Source organism: Bacteroides sp. NSJ-39 (assembly GCF_014287315.1).
Lineage (GTDB): Bacteria > Bacteroidota > Bacteroidia > Bacteroidales > Bacteroidaceae > Bacteroides > Bacteroides finegoldii.
In genome coordinates, this window is record NZ_JACOOB010000025.1 from 1 (window position 1) to 18824 (window position 18824).

General features: G+C 48.1%; 23 protein-coding genes. 15 read left to right on the forward strand and 8 right to left on the reverse strand.

Translation table 11 applies throughout. The annotated features are described in order from the left end of the window. Positions 1-244: 244 nt before the first annotated feature. The 12 genes from H8S63_RS18235 (at position 245) to H8S63_RS18290 (ending at position 9703) form a co-directional block, all read left to right on the forward strand. Complete coding sequence (locus H8S63_RS18235) at positions 245-625, forward strand: DUF3876 domain-containing protein (protein WP_002560979.1); 381 nt, start codon at positions 245-247, stop codon at positions 623-625. Positions 626-648: 23 nt separating this feature from the next. Next, entirely contained in the window at positions 649-1278 is a 630-nt protein-coding gene (locus H8S63_RS18240) for a DUF4141 domain-containing protein (RefSeq protein ID WP_002560978.1), read from the forward strand. Between the two features lie 3 nt (positions 1279-1281). Next, positions 1282-2286 (forward strand): conjugative transposon protein TraJ, encoded by a 1005-nt coding sequence (traJ, locus tag H8S63_RS18245; protein WP_122121712.1) that lies wholly within the window; start codon positions 1282-1284, stop codon positions 2284-2286. Between the two features lie 30 nt (positions 2287-2316). Next, entirely contained in the window at positions 2317-2940 is a 624-nt protein-coding gene (gene traK, locus H8S63_RS18250; protein ID WP_004293887.1) for a conjugative transposon protein TraK, read from the forward strand. A gap of 39 nt (positions 2941-2979) precedes the next feature. Beyond that, complete coding sequence (locus H8S63_RS18255; protein WP_005796920.1) at positions 2980-3267, forward strand: TraL conjugative transposon family protein; 288 nt, start codon at positions 2980-2982, stop codon at positions 3265-3267. After that, positions 3248-4594: a conjugative transposon protein TraM gene (gene traM / locus H8S63_RS18260; RefSeq protein ID WP_010538266.1), complete on the forward strand. Its 1347-nt coding sequence runs from the start codon at positions 3248-3250 to the stop codon at positions 4592-4594. Before H8S63_RS18255 ends, traM begins: the two co-directional genes overlap by 20 nt. A gap of 46 nt (positions 4595-4640) precedes the next feature. Continuing rightward, complete coding sequence (traN, locus tag H8S63_RS18265; RefSeq protein ID WP_010538267.1) at positions 4641-5630, forward strand: conjugative transposon protein TraN; 990 nt, start codon at positions 4641-4643, stop codon at positions 5628-5630. Positions 5631-5632: 2 nt separating this feature from the next. Further along, complete coding sequence (locus tag H8S63_RS18270; protein ID WP_029425577.1) at positions 5633-6208, forward strand: conjugal transfer protein TraO; 576 nt, start codon at positions 5633-5635, stop codon at positions 6206-6208. 7 nt (positions 6209-6215) lie between these two features. Then, complete coding sequence (locus tag H8S63_RS18275; RefSeq protein WP_029425578.1) at positions 6216-7118, forward strand: toprim domain-containing protein; 903 nt, start codon at positions 6216-6218, stop codon at positions 7116-7118. After that, complete coding sequence (locus tag H8S63_RS18280; protein ID WP_010538270.1) at positions 7115-7612, forward strand: DUF3872 domain-containing protein; 498 nt, start codon at positions 7115-7117, stop codon at positions 7610-7612. The genes H8S63_RS18275 and H8S63_RS18280 overlap by 4 nt, the downstream gene beginning before the upstream one ends. Positions 7613-7614: 2 nt before the next feature. Beyond that, complete coding sequence (locus tag H8S63_RS18285; protein WP_029425579.1) at positions 7615-8142, forward strand: lysozyme; 528 nt, start codon at positions 7615-7617, stop codon at positions 8140-8142. 82 nt (positions 8143-8224) lie between these two features. After that, entirely contained in the window at positions 8225-9703 is a 1479-nt protein-coding gene (locus H8S63_RS18290) for an ATP-dependent endonuclease (RefSeq protein WP_010538272.1), read from the forward strand. A 211-nt stretch (positions 9704-9914) separates the two neighbouring features. Here H8S63_RS18290 and H8S63_RS18295 read toward each other — a convergent pair whose 3' ends face one another. The 8 genes from H8S63_RS18295 to H8S63_RS18330 are packed head-to-tail and all read right to left on the reverse strand — an operon-like array spanning position 9915 to position 13259. After that, on the reverse strand, positions 9915-10223 hold the full coding sequence (locus H8S63_RS18295) for a hypothetical protein (RefSeq protein WP_004293896.1): 309 nt from the start codon (positions 10221-10223) through the stop codon (positions 9915-9917). A 53-nt stretch (positions 10224-10276) separates the two neighbouring features. Beyond that, on the reverse strand, positions 10277-10579 hold the full coding sequence (locus H8S63_RS18300; protein WP_310591693.1) for a hypothetical protein: 303 nt from the start codon (positions 10577-10579) through the stop codon (positions 10277-10279). After that, on the reverse strand, positions 10519-10749 hold the full coding sequence (locus H8S63_RS18305) for a DUF3873 domain-containing protein (RefSeq protein WP_010538274.1): 231 nt from the start codon (positions 10747-10749) through the stop codon (positions 10519-10521). Before H8S63_RS18305 ends, H8S63_RS18300 begins: the two co-directional genes overlap by 61 nt. Before the next feature lie 21 nt (positions 10750-10770). Further along, complete coding sequence (locus H8S63_RS18310; protein WP_010538275.1) at positions 10771-11028, reverse strand: hypothetical protein; 258 nt, start codon at positions 11026-11028, stop codon at positions 10771-10773. Positions 11029-11052: 24 nt separating this feature from the next. After that, positions 11053-12384 carry a PcfJ domain-containing protein gene (locus tag H8S63_RS18315; RefSeq protein ID WP_010538276.1) on the reverse strand — a complete coding sequence of 444 codons (1332 nt, stop codon included), beginning with the start codon at positions 12382-12384 and terminating at the stop codon, positions 11053-11055. Continuing rightward, positions 12381-12797 carry a PcfK-like family protein gene (locus tag H8S63_RS18320; protein WP_029425580.1) on the reverse strand — a complete coding sequence of 139 codons (417 nt, stop codon included), beginning with the start codon at positions 12795-12797 and terminating at the stop codon, positions 12381-12383. Before H8S63_RS18320 ends, H8S63_RS18315 begins: the two co-directional genes overlap by 4 nt. A gap of 13 nt (positions 12798-12810) precedes the next feature. Further along, a complete protein-coding gene (locus H8S63_RS18325; protein ID WP_004348431.1) occupies positions 12811-13032 on the reverse strand; it encodes a hypothetical protein in 222 nt (73 codons plus the stop codon). 11 nt (positions 13033-13043) lie between these two features. After that, complete coding sequence (locus tag H8S63_RS18330; protein ID WP_010538278.1) at positions 13044-13259, reverse strand: hypothetical protein; 216 nt, start codon at positions 13257-13259, stop codon at positions 13044-13046. A 421-nt stretch (positions 13260-13680) separates the two neighbouring features. On the opposite strand from H8S63_RS18330, the gene H8S63_RS18335 reads away from it, so the two are divergent. The 3 genes from H8S63_RS18335 (at position 13681) to H8S63_RS18340 (ending at position 18818) form a co-directional block, all read left to right on the forward strand. Then, a complete protein-coding gene (locus H8S63_RS18335) occupies positions 13681-13818 on the forward strand; it encodes a hypothetical protein (protein WP_010538279.1) in 138 nt (45 codons plus the stop codon). A 106-nt stretch (positions 13819-13924) separates the two neighbouring features. Then, positions 13925-14146 (forward strand): hypothetical protein, encoded by a 222-nt coding sequence (locus H8S63_RS20435; protein ID WP_010538280.1) that lies wholly within the window; start codon positions 13925-13927, stop codon positions 14144-14146. Between the two features lie 337 nt (positions 14147-14483). Next, on the forward strand, positions 14484-18818 hold the full coding sequence (locus H8S63_RS18340; protein WP_186927586.1) for a hybrid sensor histidine kinase/response regulator transcription factor: 4335 nt from the start codon (positions 14484-14486) through the stop codon (positions 18816-18818). Positions 18819-18824 lie beyond the last annotated feature (6 nt).

The following is an 18824-nucleotide window of genomic DNA, read 5'->3' on the forward strand; positions in this document are numbered from 1 at the left end:
GCCGGATACAGGGAGACTTGTAAGTCCGGTTCGGAGGCGAGTACTCGGAAACCTACCATAGAAATATGACAAGGCGCTGGGTGCTTAGCCTACGCGTACACCACCGAGGAAACGGAGAAAGTGGAGGTTTACTGTCTGGCGGATAAGTTGGGCGGCGACATCGAAGCCGCCATCCGGCAACTTGCCGAGAAGCGGAGAACCAAAAGTTAATCATTTAATCATCAGCTAAAAACAAGAAATGCGTATGAATTTATCAAAAGTTAAAATGCTGCAAGTCAGCAAGTGCCTGATCGGATTGGCGGTCATGATGCTGCAATCCTGCGATGTGGTCGATAACCGCCGTGATATGCTGTGCGGGAACTGGGAGAGCGTGGAGGGGAAGCCCGATGTGCTTATCTACAAGGAGGGCGAAGCCTACAAGGTGACGGTGTTCCGCCGGAGCGGTCTGCGCCGCAAGCTGAAACCGGAAACCTATCTCTTGCAGGAGGAAAACGACAACCTGTTCATGAACACCGGCTTCCGCATCGACGTGTCCTACAACGAGGCAACGGACGTGCTGACCTTCTCGCCGGGCGGCGACTATGTGCGGGTGAAACCGCAGCCGGGACACCCGACAGAAGAATAACAACCACTAAAATCCAAAGTAACATGAGAACAAGAATAACAATGATTATCTGCCTGTGCCTGCTTTTCGCAGGCAGGGCAAGCGCACAGTGGGTCGTAAGCGATCCGGGCAATCTGGCGCAGGGTATCATCAATGCCTCCAAAAACATCATTCATACCTCCAAGACTGCCACGAACATGGTGAGCAACTTTCAGGAAACGGTGAAAATCTATCAGCAGGGCAAAAAGTATTACGATGCCCTCAAATCGGTGAACAATCTCGTCAAGGACGCCCGCAAGGTGCAGCAGACCATCCTGATGGTAGGCGACATCACCGACATTTATGTAAACAGTTTCCAAAGGATGCTCCGTGATGGAAATTTCAGACCAGAAGAGCTGTCGGCAATCGCTTTCGGTTACACGAAACTGCTGGAAGAGAGCAACGAAGTGTTGACGGAACTGAAGAATGTGGTGAACATCACCACGCTCTCCATGACCGACAAGGAGCGCATGGACGTGGTGGAACGCTGCTACTCCAAAATGAAGCGTTACCGCAACCTTGTGAGCTATTACACCAACAAGAACATCTCCGTGAGTTATCTGCGTGCGAAGAAAAAGAACGACCTCGACCGCATCATGGGGCTGTACGGGAACATGAACGAAAGATACTGGTAGCCTATGGAGTTTGACAACCTTCACCAGATTCTACGCTCGCTCTACGAGCAGATGATGCCGCTGTGTGGGGACATGGCGGGTGTGGCGAAAGGCATCGCCGGGCTGGGTGCGCTGTTCTACGTCGCCTACCGGGTATGGCAGTCGCTGGCGAGAGCCGAACCGATAGACGTATTCCCGATGCTCCGTCCTTTTGCCATCGGTCTGTGCATCATGTTCTTCCCGACTGTGGTGCTGGGTACGATAAACAGCATCCTCTCACCCGTTGTACAGGGCACGGCAAAGATGCTGGAGGCGGAAACGCTGGACATGAACCGATACCGGGAGCAGAAGGACAAGCTGGAATACGAGGCGATGGTGCGCAACCCCGAAACCGCCTACCTCGTGTCCAACGAGGAATTTGACAAGCAACTGGAGGAACTCGGCTGGTCGCCCTCCGACATGGTGACGATGGCGGGAATGTATATCGACCGGGGAATGTACAATATGAAGAAGAGCATCCGCGACTTCTTCCGCGAGATACTGGAACTGCTGTTCCAAGCCGCCGCCCTCGTGATAGACACCGTCCGCACCTTCTTTCTCGTGGTGCTGGCGATACTCGGTCCGATAGCCTTCGCCCTGTCAGTATGGGACGGTTTCCAAAGCACGCTCACGCAGTGGATATGCCGCTACATACAGGTCTATCTGTGGCTTCCGGTGTCGGACATGTTCAGCACCATACTGGCGAAGATACAGGTGCTGATGCTGCAAAGCGACATCGAGCGGATGCAGGCAGACCCGAACTTCTCGCTGGATTCGAGCGACGGGGTGTATATCGTGTTCCTCTGCATCGGCATCATCGGATACTTCACCATTCCCACCGTTGCCGGCTGGATTATCCAAGCCGGAGGCATGGGCGGTTACGGTCGCAACGTGAACCAGATGGCGGGACGCGCCGGAAGCATGGCTGGCGGAATTGCAGGAGCGACCGCAGGAAACGCAGTCGGACGTGTCGGCAAATTGCTGAAATAATCAATATGCAATCATAAATTAAAAATATAAATGGAATTCAAATCACTTAGAAACATCGAATCGTCGTTCAGGCAGATACGCCTGTTCGGTATCGTCTTCCTCTCGCTGTGCGCCGTGGTGACGGTGTGGAGCGTGTGGAACTCCTACCGTTTCGCAGAGAAGCAACGGGAGAAAATCTATGTGCTGGACAACGGCAAGTCGCTGATGCTGGCTCTCTCTCAGGATTTATCGCAGAACCGTCCGGCGGAGGCACGGGAGCATGTGCGCCGCTTCCACGAGCTGTTCTTCACGCTATCACCTGAAAAAAGCGCGATTGAACACAACGTAAAACGTGCCTTGCTGCTGGCAGACAAGAGCGTGTACCACTATTATTCGGACTTCGCCGAGAAGGGGTACTACAACCGCATCATCGCCGGAAACATCAACCAAGTGTTGAAGGTGGACAGCGTGGTGTGTGACTTCAACGCCTATCCCTACCGAGCCGTGACCTACGCCACGCAGAAAATCATCCGGCAAAGCAATGTCACCGAGCGCAGTCTCGTGACCACCTGCCGCCTGCTGAACGCATCACGGTCGGACGACAACCCCAATGGCTTCACCATCGAGGGCTTCACCATCATCGAGAACAAGGATTTACAGACAATCAAACGGTAACGGATTATGAAACGGAAAGTAAAAAGTATCAGAAAAACAATGTGGGGCGCATACTGGAAGCTCCACGACAAACGGAAACGGCTGGTGGCAAGGCTCAAAGGGTATCTGGACGGTTTGCCGCCGGAAACACGCCGCCGCATCGTGCTGGGGATGCTCGCCGCCTTCGCGGTGCTTGCCCTCTATACCTTCGGCAGAGCCGTCTATGACATCGGCAGAAACGACGGCTCACGCATGGAAACGGGACACGCCGGACGGGTGGAACTGCCGACCCCGGTGGAAACAGACAATCACTTAACACCTTATTCATATGGAACAGACGAAGAATGAACCGACGAAAGAGAACAAAGCCGCTCCCGACACGGGAAAGCCGAAAAAGGGGCGCGAACCGCTGACCGAGGCGCAGCGGCTGAAACGGCAGAAGATGATAGTCCTGCCCGCTATGGTGCTGGTGTTCATCGGGGCGATGTGGCTGATATTCGCCCCGTCCTCCGGCAAGGAGCAACAGCCGGGAACAGACGGATACAACACCGAGATGCCCGACGCGGACAAGGCGAACCGGCAGATTATCGGCGACAAGTTGAAAGCCTACGAGCATGGGGAGATGGAAGAGCGTCTGGAGAGCCGCAACCGTGCCATCGGGCAGCTGGGCGACATGTTCGACCGCGAGATAGCTGGAACGGAGGACGGGACGGACTTCGACCTCGCCAATCCGGGCGGCAAGGAGGAAAAGGCACAGCCCGCCACGCCGCAGACCATCCAATCCTCCGCAGCCGCCTACCGTGACCTGAACGCCACCCTCGGCAACTTCTACGAACAGCCGAAGAACGACAATGCCGAGATGGATGAGCTGTTGGAGCGCATCGCCTCGCTGGAGTCGGAACTGGAAAGCGAGAAGAGCAGGACTTCATCTATGGACGAACAGGTGGCACTTATGGAGAAGTCCTATGAGCTGGCGGCAAAGTACATGGGCGGTCAGAACGGAGGAAAGCCGGAACAGGCGGCAGAGCCTTCCACCGTGCAGAAGGGAAAGAAGAACACGGCGACACCCGTAAGGCAAGTGACCCGCCAAGTCGTTTCCTCCCTTGCACAGCCCATGAGCAACGCGGAGTTTGTCGCCACCTTCTCGCAGGAGCGCAACCGGGGGTTCAACACGGCTGTCGGCACTACAGAGGTATCGGACCGGAATACCATCCCGGCATGTGTGCATGGTGCGCAGAGCGTGACGGACGGACAGACGGTAAGGTTGCGCCTGCTGGAGCCTATGGCAGTGGCGGGCAGAACAATCCCACGCAATGCAGTGGTGGTCGGCACGGGCAAGATACAGGGTGAGCGGCTCGACATCGAGGTCACCTCGCTGGAATACGATGGCACGATTATCCCGGTGGAGCTTGCGGTCTATGACACGGACGGACAGCCCGGTATCTTCATCCCAAACTCGATGGAGATGAACGCCGTCAGGGAGGTTGCCGCCAACATGGGCGGCTCATTGGGGAGCAGCATCAACATCTCCACCAATGCCGGGGCACAGCTCGCCTCCGATTTGGGCAAGGGGCTGATACAAGGCACGAGCCAGTACATCGCCAAGAAGATGCGCACCGTCAAGGTGCATCTGAAAGCCGGGTACAGGGTCATGCTCTATCAGGAAAAGGACTGAAAACAACAATCAATAAAAACCATTTACCACTAAAAAACCAAAAGTAATGAGAAAAGTAATCATCATGTTTACCCTCGCTATGGGCATCGCAACTGCCAATGCGCAGGAGAATGTAACCGTTGAACAGAACAACGGAAGTAATGAACAGCCAACCTTAACGAAGGAGGTCTATCCGCAGAAGGAGGCGGACGGCGACCTGTATCACGGTCTGTCGCGCAAGCTGACCTTCGACCGCATGATACCGCCGCACGGTCTGGAAGTGACCTACGACAAGACTGTCCACGTCATCTTTCCGGCGGAGGTGCGCTATGTCGATTTAGGCTCGCCCGACCTGATTGCCGGGAAAGCCGACGGAGCGGAGAACGTCATCCGCGTGAAGGCTACCGTGAGAAATTTTCCCAACGAAACGAATATGTCCGTCATCACGGAGGACGGCAGTTTCTACACCTTCAACGTGAAGTACGCCGCCGAACCGCTGTTGCTCAACGTGGAGATGTGCGACTTCATCCATGACGGCAGCACGGTGAACCGCCCGAACAACGCGCAGGAAATCTATCTGAAAGAGCTGGGCAGCGAAAGCCCGATGCTGGTGCGCCTTATCATGAAGTCCATCCACAAACAGAACAAACGGGAGGTGAAGCATATCGGCTGCAAGCGTTTCGGCATCCAGTATCTTCTCAAAGGCATCTACACGCATAACGGATTGCTCTATTTCCACACGGAGATAAAGAACCAGAGCAACGTGCCTTTCGATGTGGACTATATCACATGGAAAATCGTGGACAAGAAGGTGGCGAAGCGTACCGCCGTGCAGGAGCAGATCATCCTGCCGCTCCGAGCGCAGAACTACGCCACCCTCGTGCCGGGCAAGAAAAGCGAGCGCACGGTCTTCACGATGGCGAAGTTCACCATCCCCGATGACAAGTGCCTCGTGGTGGAATTGAACGAGAAGAACGGCGGCCGTCACCAATCCTTCGTGATTGAGAACGAGGATTTGATACGCGCGGGTACCATCAACGAACTTCAAGTGCGCTGACTATGAGAAAATACATCGCAATAATCATCGCGTCGCTTGCCCTTTTCACGGGGCAGGCGCACGCCCAGCGGTGTCTGCCGAAGATGCAGGGCATCGAGGTGAGGGCGGATATGGCGGACGGCTTCAATCCCGGCGGCAAGGACGGCGGGTACAGTTTCGGGGCGGGTCTCTCCATCTACACGAAGAGGGGGAACAAGTGGCTGTTCGGTGGCGAATACCTCCTGAAGAACAATCCTTACAAGGATACCAAGATACCCGTGGCGCAGTTCACGGCGGAGGGTGGATATTACTTCAAGATACTGTCGGACGCCCGAAAAATCGTGTTCGTCTATGCCGGGGGTTCGGCTCTCGCCGGATATGAGTCTGTGAATTGGGGGAAGAAAGTGCTGCATGACGGCTCCACGCTGCACGACCGGGACGCCTTCATCTATGGCGGTGCGCTGACGCTCGATGTGGAGTGCTATGTGGCAGACCGTATCGCCCTGCTTGCCAACCTGCGGGAGCGTTGCCTGTGGGGTGGCGACACGCAGAAGTTTCATACGCAGTTCGGGGTCGGCATCAAGTTCATCATCAACTGACACGGGCATGGAACGGACGGAGATAGATGCTGTCAGAAGGATGCCGCTTGCGGACTTCCTCGCACGGCTGGGGCATGAGCCTGTCAGAAGGAGCGGCAACGAGCTGTGGTATATCGCCCCGTACAGGGGCGAGCGGACACCTTCTTTCCGTGTGAACGTGGCGAAACAGCTCTGGTATGACTTCGGTTTGGGCAAAGGCGGCGACATCTTCACGCTTGCCGGGGAATTTCTGCAAAGTGATGACTTTAGGACGCAGGCGAAGTTCATAGCGGAAACCGCCAATATGGTGGTTGACAGGTTGGAACCCCCGACCTATCAAGCAAAACCAACCGAATCGGTCTTTGAGGATGTGGAGGTCGCTCCGCTGTTTCGCTCACCGCTGACGGAGTATCTGGCGGAACGGTGCATACCTTACGCTGTCGCATCCCGCCACTGCTGCCGTCTGAATTACGGTGTTCGTGGGAAACGGTATTTTGCTGTCGGTTTCCCGAACATGGCGGGTGGCTATGAAGTCAGAAGCCGCTATTTCAAGGGGTGCATACCGCCCAAAGATGTGTCTTTGGTGAAGGCAACGGACATCCCGGCTGGCGAGTGCCTCGTGTTCGAGGGCTTCATGGACTTTCTATCTGCCGTGACACTTGACGTAACCGGTAACGCTGACTGCCTTGTGCTGAACTCCGTCGCCAACGTGGAGAAGGCGGCGGGATTGCTGGACGGCTACGGGAGCATCGTCTGTTTCCTCGACCGTGACGATGCCGGACGGCGGACGCTTGCCGCGCTTGTGGGGCGATACGGGGAGCGTGTCACTGACCGCTCTTTCCTCTATGACGGTTGCAAGGACTTGAACGAGTATTTGCAACGGACAACGAAAAAACAGAAAAACAACCATCTAAAAATCGAAGAACAATGAACATATTGAACAACAGAAACAAGAGAATATCCATCTTTAAGGCGGTGGCGTTATGCCTGATAGCCGCCGTGTCGTTCACCCTCGTGTCGTGTGACGACGACATGGACATCCAACAGTCCTATCCCTTCACGGTGGAGGTCATGCCCGTGCCGAACAAGATGGCGAAGGGGCAGACGGTGGAAATCCGCTGTGAACTGAAAAAGGAGGGCGACTTTTCGGGGACGCTCTATACCATCCGCTATTTCCAGTTCGAGGGGGAAGGCTCGCTCAAAATGGATAACGGCATTACTTTCCTGCCCAACGACCGCTACCTGCTGGAGAACGAAAAGTTCCGCCTGTACTATACGGCGGAGGGTGACGAGGCGCATAATTTCATCGTGGTGGTGGAGGATAATTTCAAAAATTCCTATGAGCTGGAATTTGACTTCAACAACCGGAACATCAAAGATGACGGCTTTGCCGCCATACCCATCGGAAGTTTCAAACGTGTATGAAGATGATGCGTGTATTCATGACAATGCTCTGTTCGCTTCTGGCGGTCTGTTCCGTGTCAGCACGGATCAGCCGCCAAGAGGGAACGGACGGGCAGGCGGCAATCTACCGGCTGCCACTTTTCGAGCGGGCGGTACGCTGCACGAAATATTTTGAAGGCTGGCATTCGGAAAAACACCACCCATACGTGGGCTGGGGTCATAGAATTTTGCCGGGAGAAAGGTATTCTGCACGCACCATGACGAAGCGGCAGGCGGACGTGCTTCTGCGGAAAGACTTGCGGAAGTTCTGCACGATGTTCCGGCAGTTCGGAAAAGACAGTCTAATCCTTGCCACGCTTGCCTACAACGTGGGTCCATACCGGCTTTTGGGTAGCAAGACAATCCCTAAAAGCACCTTGATAAAGAAGCTGGAGGCTGGCGACAGAAACATCTACCGTGAGTATATCTCCTTCTGTAACTACAAGGGAAAACGCCACGCCATGTTGCTCAAACGGAGAAAGGCGGAGTTTGCACTGCTGTATGTGCCATAAAAGGACTGACAAAACTGACAAGGGACGTGTCATATTTCATATTGGCACGTCTTTTGTATTTAATAAGTAAAAACTTACAATAATGCCCATTAGAAACAGACCTCAAAGACTTCAAAAAATTCAATTTCGTAAGTTGAAAAACTTGGAAAATTTGGAAATCTCGTTTGAAAATAAACATATTACGGGTATTTTCGGAACAAATGGTTCTGGAAAATCAACTATACTTCACGCTCTTGCGTGTTTGTATCAACCTGTTGCAAATAGTACTCGGAGGAATTTCAAATTTCCTAATTTTTTCATTCCAACAACCTTAGATTTATGGAATGGCAGTCAATTTACCATTGAATATGAAATGATAAATGGTGCTGCAATGGCTCCAGAAAGAAAAGAATATAAAAAAAACAGAGATCGATGGAGCCCCCGGTATCAAACAAGACCACATCGAGAAGTTTTTTATATTGGTATTGACAGTTGTGTTCCTGATATGGAGATAGAATCCAGAACATCACGTATTCCATTAATACGTGAAGCATATGATGATGCGGTTTTGGGTGAAAAAATAAAAGAAAAACTTTCTTTTATAATGCATCGTAACTATGGTGATTTTATTAACTATTGGAATGAACGAAAGTCGTACAAAGGATTAACATATGGGGCTGTTCAGTATCCGTCACTTTACATGGGTGCTGGAGAACAACGTATTATTAAATTTCTTGAAACGATTTACTCAATACCCGATTATTCATTAATCTTGATTGATGAATTAGATTTAACATTGCATACTGAAGCATTGTTGAGGTTAATGCAGGTTTTGAATGATGAATGCAACACAAGGAATATACAAATAGTATTTACTTCCCATCGTGAAGAATTACTTGATTGTAACTTTATAAATATACGACATCTCGTCAATGATACAAATGGCAAAACTTCTATATGCTTGGAACGAACAACCCCTGATTGTATAAAACGCCTTACTGGTATATGTCCTAAACCGCTTGAAATAATGGTTGAGGACAATCTTGCCGAAGCTTTAGTTCGTAAGATACTGCGAACACATAACTTAGAACAATCTTGTAAGGTATCTCAATTTGGTTCAAAAGAAAATTCATATCTTGTAGGTGCAGGATTGTTACTTAGAGGTGAAACATTGGATAATACGCTTATTGTATTGGATGGTGATGTTGATGTTGCAGAAGCTGAAAAAAGAACAAAAATAAATCGCGTAATAACAGGAACAGATAATGATAGTCAGCAAAGACGTGATAAACTATTATCAAAAATCAAACAATTCTGTTTGCCTGTAAATAGAAAGCCCGAAGAATTCATCACGGACGAATTAAAAACATTAGACGATGCAGTACACAGCTTAATACCTCATATCAAGGCAACTGGACCAGTACAAGACCATCACGACTTGTTAAACACCCCAATAACCAATAGTGGTATGCCTGAACAAACTGCATTTGCTGAAATAGTGACCTTAATGGAACATCGACCTTGTTGGGCAAATTACGTTGCTGAGATTGACGATTGGGTTGTGGATAAAAAGCAGAATTAGGCATTTAGTATAAACAAGAAAAAATCGTGTGTCTCAAAATTCAATAATAATAAGACACACGATTTCTGTTATCTATATTTCACTTTAATACTCTTTTTATCATATTAATACGACATTGTATCACAGATTGGACAAAGGTTTCTTTGCTACTTTCTTTGTCCGCCATCCTGCTCACTGAAAGAAAGTAGGGCGGCTTTCGCCGCCCCACCACTCAAAAGCGTGTGTAAAGTCCCGTCACCATCGTGAACATTTCTTCCAGCATATCAAAATAGATACCCTCGTGTACGGCAATGTCCTTTGTCTTGCACTCAAAGGTCTTTTTGCTGAACGTCCTGCGGTAGAAGCGCATATTGTAGAGGTCTGCCCCTGCGTCATAGATGATGTCAAGGCGGTTGGCACTTGTCTTGTTCCGTGTAAGGCTCATCCGTAAACCGTTGCCCATGTCGATGAAATCACGGCTGCCCGTCATGGCGGTAAATCTTCTTCCGCCTATCTGCTGTAATATCGTTTTTGCTATCATATCCTTTGTTTTTAGAGGTTTATGTGTTGGCGGTGCGGACACCGCCAACTTGTTCAAAATTCTCGAATCTCGGCAATGGGTGTCTGCCGTTGCAACCACTCCTTCACACATTCCATATTGTATTCGCTCGTGATGACCGCCGTATGGCTGTCGGTGGCGGTGAAACGTGTGCTTTCGTAATCATCTATCCACCCTTTGAGGGTGTCCGTTCCCCACGCTTGGGCATCGTCAAAGATACCGTCCAATGCCGTGATAGATTCGCTGAATTTGACTATCAGCGTTTGATAGGTCGTGTTCATCGGTTGCCCTCCTTTCCCTGCTTTGCGTTCAGCCACTTGTTCCTTGCGGTTCGGCACTCGTCCAATGTGGGTTTGACACAAGCGAACAGTTCTCCGTCCGTATGGCGGTAGTCGTACTGCACAAGTGTCCGCTTGCGTCTGCCGATACCCGATTGGAAACGCTCATATTTCTCCGTACCTGCGTCAGTGCAGGTGCTTACTCCGTTGATTGTCATCCGTGTTGCCATAATCGTTGTTTTTTTAGATGGTTAAAAATGTACAGACAGAACTCTGTTCTTCATCACCATTTCGGGATTGCTCGCGTGGCGTTGGTGCAGGTAGAAATGGTGTGAGCCGAAACCGTAAAAGAAAAACTTGTCAAGTCCGTGTTTCTCGGCAAACGCCTTTACGCTCTTTCTCAATTCCCCCTCACTCGTTGTGAGAGTGAGGAGATTGACAAATTCAATGAACATCGTGGAGATTGCATCATCCCACACACAAATCATACTTTCAATTCTTACTTCCATATCAATGTTGTTTTAGGGTTTATGCTATGCCGCTTTCATCCGCTCACGGATAAGGTTGGCGTTCTTGTTCACAAGGTCTATGATACGCTCGTGGTATTCGGTGTCTTGGTTGTACTTGCCGTGGCACTGCACCACCTTGAGTGTCCGCAAATCCACCTCTACGGTTTCAATTATCTCACCGCCAATCCTTGCCGAGAGTATGAGGGTGTCGGCTTTCTTGTAGTATTCACTGCCAAACACGCAGATGTTCTGTGCCTTGCCCTCGCTGTAATACTCGTCTATGCTTTCAAGCACCTTGATGATTATTTCCTCGTCAGTGATTACCAATCCGAAGAATTTGGATTTGTTGGCAATGAAATCCTCCGCATCTTTTTCCCTTTGCAGTTGCCGCTGTTGTTCACGCTCACGCCTTTCAATCTCCCAGCGGCGGCGTTGTTCGGCTCGTTCCTTCTCGTGTATGGCTTCAATCTTTCGGGTTGCGTTGTCGTGTGCCGCCATGAAATCTTCGGGGCAGATGTTCTTCGGGTTGCGGAGGTCTTGATCGAGTTTGTTGAGCATACGCAGATAGTCGCACCACATGGAGAAATTGTCTATCCGATACTTGTGACGTTTGGCAATCAGATATGATGCCCAGCATTCATCGGCAGTACGGGCATTGAAAAGAAAGTGTTTCATGACCTCAATCTCACCGCCTTTCATAAGGGTTTCAATTCTTGGGTCTGAAAGCAAGGCTTTGAAAAGACGCACGGGGGAAATGCCGTGGAAATCGCCCTTGAAGCCGTTGCGTCTGAGTTGGCGTAATACCCTCATCTTGGGATATGCACAGCTTCTTGCCACAACATCATCGTATAGGCTGTTGTGCGGTCTTATCTCCATCGCGCTGCACAATGCCCATACATCGCAGTAATAGAATGTGAAGCCACGAAGCAACGCCATGTCCGTAACCTTACCGTCGGGTGAAATCCAACGCTGCACAACCTCGTGGCAATAGAAGTGCATCGGCTCGCCTTTCCTGCTCTCGCATCTGACCTGCGCCACACGGATTACCTGATAGCCTTTGCAGGTGGTTATCACGCTGAAATACTGCGTTTCCTTGTAGATACGTTTGCGTGTGTCCTGCACTTTGAGTTCGGCATGGCATTTGGGGCAGGTGCAACCTTCAAGGGTGTCGCATAGTCCACTGTCACTGTGCCACTCGTGACCGCAGTCGGAGCAGGTAATGTTCCCTTTCTTGGTGCGGTAGCCGATATGTTCAACGCAGTGGCGGTATGCCCATTCAATTTGTGTCGTTGATATGGGGCGGAGGTTGGCTGAAAGTCTTGCCACCTCTTTCTGTATCTTGGTCTTCGGTTTCATAAGCCTAAATCAAATAATGAGGGTTGGGGTTGGTTTTCTTTTCTCGCTGACGGTCTGTTGCGGTTCTGCAACTTGCGGAGTTCCTCCTCTTGGTATCTGCGGACTGCATTCTGACGTGCCTCCGCCTTTTCCTCTTCCGTGAGTTCCACAACATGGTTCACCACCACTTGGCAGTTTATAGGTTTGCCCACCTCTATCTCGTTTTCCTCATAGTAGTGGATGGCTTGCCCGAATATCTCTCCGTCCGTGAAGCCGTTGCAACCACTTTTCTGCACATGGTTCAGAATGTGGGTCACGCACTCGTCTATGTTCTTGGCAGGGTTGCGGTACTTCTTCGCAAAGAGCGTATCTTCCTCCGCCCGCTGTTCCAGATACATTTGTATCGTTCTTTTGAAATGGTCTGTTCCTTTCATATCGCTGTCGTTTTTAGATTGTCTGTTTAAGTATCTCTCTCCAATAGGTCGGCTCTACCTCGCTGAGAAGGAAGTCCATGAAGTCCCTCCGTGCGTCCTTGTTTAGTTCGTGGTACAATCTTCGGAACGTTTCAAAATTGCCGTTGATGTACGTTTCCACCATATACACAAAGATGTTGTCCACCTCGTAATATCTGCACTGCTGCGCTACCGTCTTGCTGTTTCTCTTTGTCATGTCGGTAAGGGTTAAAGGGTTAATAACCAAAGGATGAAGCCGAAGTAGGCAATGGTGGAAAGGATAGCCACGATTACACCTATCACCACTCGGAACACTCCGTTTACAATCTCTCTGATGATGCCCCAAAGGATGCCGAACACCCCGAAGGCGGTGCGCATCATCAAGCCGCATATCGCCAACCCGATGTATTGCGCCACTTGTCTGAAATTTGCCGTTGCTGTCATATCTTCGCTGTTTTTGATTTTTTTGTTTTTTATGCGGATTCAAGAGCTGAGGAAGTTGAGTTTCAAACTATCTTATCTGCCTCTTGTTTATCCGACATTTTTTTTATGCGTCTTTCTGTCGCATCGGTCGTTTTCGTTTCGGGTGCTTGAAAAGGTAGGGATTAGGGAATGCAAGGTTTTTCGGTCAAAATACTACCCGCAGGGCTGGAGATTTTTACCGAAAACAGGAGGCTTGACCTTGCTTTCCCGTCCAATCCCGGAATTACCTTTGCGCCCAGAACGAAAATGACTGACTGATGCGGCTCACTGAAAGGGACAAAATGGAGGTAAACGAAAACAAAGGCAGATTGGGTAGAAAAAAACTTCAGGGGAAATCCGTAAAAAGAGGGAACAACTGAAAGGGAAAGACATCACCGGAAGCGTGAAAAGGGCAAACCACGACAAAGGAAGTATGATTGTTTCCGATCCGACAGGATTTATCCAGCCGGGCGGCAACAGTCTTTCTTCCCGGTTTGTCCGGCTGTGTGTGGCCGCTTGCTTCATTCATGGAGCAAGCTGACACACTCTGCATCCTTTCCGCTTCCGGCACAAATGGACTGCGAAAAAGAAAATCATCTGAAAACCCGTAAAAGCACCTCTTGGCATAGCCACAAAAGAAAGGGGCATTGCATCATCAGTCTAAACATTGTTTAGGCGTGAGGCAATGCCCTTTTCTCCGGCTATGCGGTAGTCGGCACACGTTTGTTCAAAACTCGTTTTGGGCAATGGTGTTCCGACGGATAATATCGCTTTTACGGAAAAATCTTATGAATGATGGGATAAAAAACGGGAGTTTATATCAAAATCTCGAATTAAATAGCTACTTTTGCATAGGAAGAGTTCTTTGAAGGTTACGCAATGCGCAGAAGGATAATGCAGTAGATAACTAACTAAATCGTAACCTATTACTATCAAGAGCAATTAACCTACGCTCATTTCCAATAAATTACACTCTTTTCGTAACTTCTTGGTGCAAAAGTACGATGTGTTCTTCTTCTTTTCAATATAAATTCATTCATATTTATTCAATATTGTGCATAGTACAGTCTGAATGAGGTTATATCACAATTTCTATATAATTACGTACAATATTCTATTTTAATAAAAAGCTATGGCCTGTACCTTTGTGTGTTGTTTTTTTAGTACTTTTGCCTGTCTAATTCATTATTAATCTGAAAATCTATTATGATAAACAGACATATCTTATTCTTCATCTTATCTATCGGTCTTGTGCTGAACATTTACGGGGCGACTGAACTTCGCTCTACACAAATGAGAACAAGTGATGGTTTGCCCAACAATTCTATTCGCTATATATATCAGGATACTAAAGGATTCTTATGGCTGGCAACCTTGAATGGACTGAGCCGTTATGATGGTAATTCGTTTCTGACATTCCGCCCGCAAGCCGGAGATAAAGTATCGTTGTCTGATAACCGTATTTTTGACCTTACAGAAGACAAGGATGGCTTTCTATGGATTTCTACGACACCGGAATTGATCAGTTGCTATGACCTGCAGCGTGCACGTTTCGTTGATTATACAGGTTGCGGAGATTTGAGGCAGAACTATTCGGCTATATTCGTAGCGAACAATGGTGATGTGTGGTTATGGCATTCCGGAAATGGTTGTCGGAGAATCGTTCATAAGGATAACGGAGAGATGACATCGACTGTGTTTAAAACAGAACGGGGTAATATGCCGGACAATAGAGTGCGGTTTGTCAGTGAGGGTGCGGATGGACGGATATGGATTGGGACACAGAGCGGATTAGTATCCGTTTCTAACGGTCAGTACAGGATTGAAGACCGGTTGATTCATTTTGCTTTTTCTCAGTCCTATAAGAATGATATGTATTTTCTGACGGAAGAGGGAGATGTCTATTGCTATCAGGCTACTACGCAAAAGATGAAAAAATGTGCTTCTATTGCTTCTATTGCGGGAAAAACATCACCTACCGGGAATTTTCTGTTGAAGGACCAATGGGTGATCCTTACTACTACCGGAGTGTATATGTATGATTTCAGTACCGGAGAAATAGCTGCGGATTCCCGCCTGAATATCAAACATGGCAAATTAACAATGGACAATCGTGGTGATTACTGGATTTTTAATCACACAGGGTGTCTTACCTATATCACAGCCGATAGTGGAAAAATAAAGGAATTCCGGTTGATTCCCCAAGACAAGTTGAGCTATATCGATTTTGAGCGTTATCATATTGTGCACGATTCGCGTGGCATTATCTGGATATCTACGTATGGTAATGGTCTCTTTGCCTATGATACGGCTGAGGATAAATTGGAACATTTTCTGGCTAATATAAACGATAAAAGTCATATCGCTTCAGATTTCCTGCTTTATGTGATGGAGGATCGTTCCGGTGGAATCTGGGTAAGTTCGGAGTATTCCGGATTATCCCATATCTCTGTTTTGAACGAAGGTACTTCTCGTATTTATCCGGAATCTCCCGATTTGTTCGACCGTTCGAATACCATTCGTATGCTGACTAAGACATCCGACGGAGATATCTGGTTTGGTACGCGTAGGGGAGGACTGTATACCATTGACTCGGATTTCCATTCGAAGATAACAAATCAGTATTTTCATTCCAACATTTATGCCATTACTGAGGATAAAGAAGGGAAAATGTGGATGGGTACTCGTGGAAACGGATTAAAGATAGCGGATTCATGGTATGTCAATGATCCTTCGAATCCGACTACATTATCCGCTAATGATGTCTTTTCGATCTATCGTGACCGGAAAGACCGGATGTGGGTAGGTACTTTCGGGGGAGGACTTGATTTGGCTGAACCGACTGCGGACGGGGGATATAAATTCAGGCACTTTTTTCAGGAAAGGTTGGGCCTGCGGATGGTTCGTGTGATAGAAGAAGACGAGAACGGTATGGTTTGGGTGGGAACCAGCGAGGGAATATGCATTTTCCATCCTGACTCATTGATTGCCGATGCCGATAATTATCATTTGTTCAGCTACACGAACGGTAAATTCTGTAGTAATGAGATTAAATGTATCTATCGGGACGATAAGGGGCGTATGTGGATTGGTACGTCGGGGTCGGGATTGAATCTTTGTGAACCACAAGAAAACTATGATTTGCTGAAATATGAGAATTACGGAACAGACGAAGGGTTGGTAAACGATGTTATCCAATCCATTCTCGGAGATAAAAACGGTGACTTATGGGTGGCTACCGAGTATGGTATTTCGAAGTTTAATCCGGTTACTCATTCTTCTGATAATTATTATTTCTCTTCTTATACTTTAGGAAATGTATATAGTGAGAACAGTGCTTGTGTGGGAAAAGACGGCAAGTTGCTTTTTGGAACAAACTATGGAATGATTGTCATTGATCCGGAGAAGATACAAAACAATGATTCTTTTTCTCCGGTTGTTTTCACTAATTTGTATGTGAATGGAATCCAGATGAATCCCGAAATGGAGGATTCGCCTTTGCAACAGTCACTGGCTTATTCGGACGAGATTTCTTTGAAATATTATCAAAGCTCCATTCTGATAGACTTCTCAACACTGGACTATTCGGATAGCGGACGTACGAAATATATGTATTGGCTGGAGAATTATGATAAAGGATGGAGTGCTCCGTCTTCTCTTAATTTCGCATCTTTTAAGTATCTCAATCCGGGAACCTATCTGTTGCATGTAAAATCTTGCAATGGCTCGGGAATATGGAATGAAAATGAGACTACTTTGAAGATTGTTGTGGTTCCTCCGTTTTGGAAGACTAATTGGGCGGTATTCGGTTATATTCTGGTATTGGTTATAGCCCTGTATCTTGCCTTCCGTATTATCCATAATTTCAATAGCTTACGCAACCGTATCAATATAGAAAAGCAACTGACGGAATACAAGCTTGTGTTTTTTACAAACATATCTCATGAGTTCCGTACCCCTCTGACATTGATTCACGGGGCTTTGGAAAAGATACAGCGTGTGACTGATATTCCGCGTGAGTTGGTACATCCGTTAAAGACAATGGATAAGAGTACTCAGCGTATGCTGCGCCTTATTAATCAGTTGCTTGAGTTCCGGAAAATGCAGAATAATAAACTGGCTCTTTCCCTTGAAGAGACGGATGTAATTTCTTTCCTCTACGAGATATTTCTGAGTTTCGGTGATGTGGCGGAACAAAAAGCGATGGATTTTCGATTCCAGCCTTCCGTCCCTTCTTACAAAATGTTTATTGATAAGGGTAACTTGGATAAGGTGACTTATAATTTGCTTTCCAACGCATTTAAATATACTCCTTCTAAGGGTATTATTATCCTGTCTGTAAATGTGGATGAGGTGAAGAAGATTTTGCAGATTCAGGTTTCAGATACGGGAGTCGGTATTCCGAAAGAGAAGCAGAATGAGTTATTCAAACGTTTTATGCAAAGTAATTTCTCCGGTGACAGTATTGGAGTAGGTTTGCATTTGAGCCATGAACTGGTACAGGTACATAAGGGGACTATTGAGTATAGAGATAACGAAGGTGGCGGTTCTGTGTTTACGGTGTGTATTCCGACAGATAAGACAGTTTATGAAGAGAAAGATTTTCTGGTTGCCGGTAATGTGCTGTTGCAAGAAGCGGATAGCTGGAATCACCATTTGGAACAATTGCCGGAAGAACTGCCCGAACAGGATAAAATGACGACTCCTTTGAATAAACGGAAAATCTTGATCATTGAGGATGATAATGATATCCGTCAATTCCTGCAGGAAGAGATTGGCGTGTATTTTGAGGTGGAAGTAGCTGCCGATGGAATTTCCGGATTCGAAAAAGCGACTACGTATGATGCGGACTTGATAATCTGTGATGTGCTAATGCCGGGAATGACAGGATTTGAGTTGACAAAGAAGCTGAAAACGGATTTTGCAACCAGTCATATACCGATAATTTTGTTGACGGCATTGAATTCTGCGGAAAAACACTTGGAAGGTATTGAGGCCGGCGCCGATGCATACATTGCGAAACCTTTCAGCATCAAACTATTGTTGGCACGGGTATTCCGTTTGATAGAACAGCGTGATAAACTGAAAGAGAAATTCTCCAGTGAGAAGGGAGTGCGCACTACGATTTGTGCTACCGACCGGGATAAAGAGTTTGCCAAAAGGTTGGATATTGTGATGGAGCGTAATCTGTCCCGACCGGAGTTCTCTGTGGATGAGTTTGCACAATTTATGAAATTGGGGCGGACGGTATTTTATAGAAAATTACGTGGCTTGACAGGCTATTCCCCTAATGAATATCTACGTGTAGTACGTATGAAGAAAGCTGCCGAGCTATTATCGTCGGATGAACGGTTGACGGTTTCGGAAGTGGCTTATCGGGTAGGGATTAATAGTCCGTTCTATTTCAGTAAATGTTTTAAGGAGCATTTTGGTGTAGCGCCTTCTGTGTATCAGCGCGGAGTAGACGGAGATGCTGTACCGGAGGAAGAGCTACCGGAAGAGAAATCCGGTGAACAAGAAGAAAATAGACCGGAAAACTAATAGGAA